At 41.9% G+C, this 970-nt stretch carries 1 protein-coding gene; it reads right to left on the bottom strand.

Going from position 1 to position 970, the window contains the following annotated elements; all coding sequences use genetic code 11:
* Positions 1–251: 251 nt before the first annotated feature.
* Positions 252–827, bottom strand: coding sequence for a dihydrofolate reductase family protein (locus tag V179_RS0105535; protein ID WP_028390183.1), 576 nt, complete (start codon positions 825–827; stop codon positions 252–254).
* Positions 828–970: the final 143 nt, after the last annotated feature.

Here is a 970-nt window from a genome sequence, read left to right as displayed (position 1 = left end):
GCGCCCTTATATGGAAGACTTGATTTCAAGATAATACAATTACAATTTCCATTGTTCCCCTGTTACTTAAAAATAAGAAAAAGGGGTTGGTGTTGGTTTAAAAAATAAAGTTTGTCGATCACCCGACAAACTGAATTAGACTGACTCGTAAAAAAAGCAGTGACGGACTAGGAACTCGAAAGACCTAGACTGCCGCTGCTTTTATTGTGCTAACGTAATCCGGTTAGCGTAATCTATTTTAGGTGACAAGGTCATCTACCCGTCTGGTAAACGAGACCTATGGCTCCAGAATCAAATGTCTTGTTTTCGATAAGTTTAAGATTGATCTTCTCCTTGAGACCTTGGAATAACGGCAACCCGCTGCCGACCAGGACGGGAGAAACCGTAATTTTATACTCATCAATTAAATCAAGCTGCATAAGGTAGTGTGCGAATCTAGGACTGCCTAGGATGACCATATCCTTGCCTGGCTGCTGTTTGAGGTTCTTGATCTCTTCCTCGACATCTTCTTTCACCAGTCTGGAATTGTTCCATTCGACTTTCTCCAGCGTCGTGGAAAAAACGATTTTGGCTGTCTTTTCGATCCACTCGGCATGATTCCGTTCATACTGCGAAGCTGATGGGTTCGAAGGCACAGATGGCCAGTAACTGTGCATCATCTGATAAGTCCCACGTCCCCAAATGACAGTGTCGGCAGTACTCAGAATTTCTTTCGCGTGTTTCTCCAAATCAGAATCGTAGGAAACCCAGCCAATGTCCATTTCACCGTTTGGCCCTTCTACAAAACCGTCAAGCGATGCGTGCAGAAATAGAACGAGTTTTCTCATTTTCAGTTCTCCTTTGTTCATGAGGGATGTCACATTATACTTTGCAGTTTTCATTAATGTTATGTGCAGAGTCAAGTTTAGCACACATAACAATCAATAATTTCTTCTAGATTGCTAAATTTCTTTATTAAACAATTTGGCCC

It is taken from the genome of Bacillus cihuensis, assembly GCF_000504145.1.
In the GTDB taxonomy this organism is placed as follows: Bacteria; Bacillota; Bacilli; order Bacillales; family DSM-1321; genus Peribacillus; species Peribacillus huizhouensis.
This window is presented reverse-complemented; position numbering and strand designations above follow the sequence as displayed.

Coding starts and splice junctions, on each gene's coding strand:
- V179_RS0105535 (WP_028390183.1), bottom strand. CDS start 827: ATGAGAAAACTCGTTCTATTTCTGCACGCATCGCTTGACGGTTTTGTA.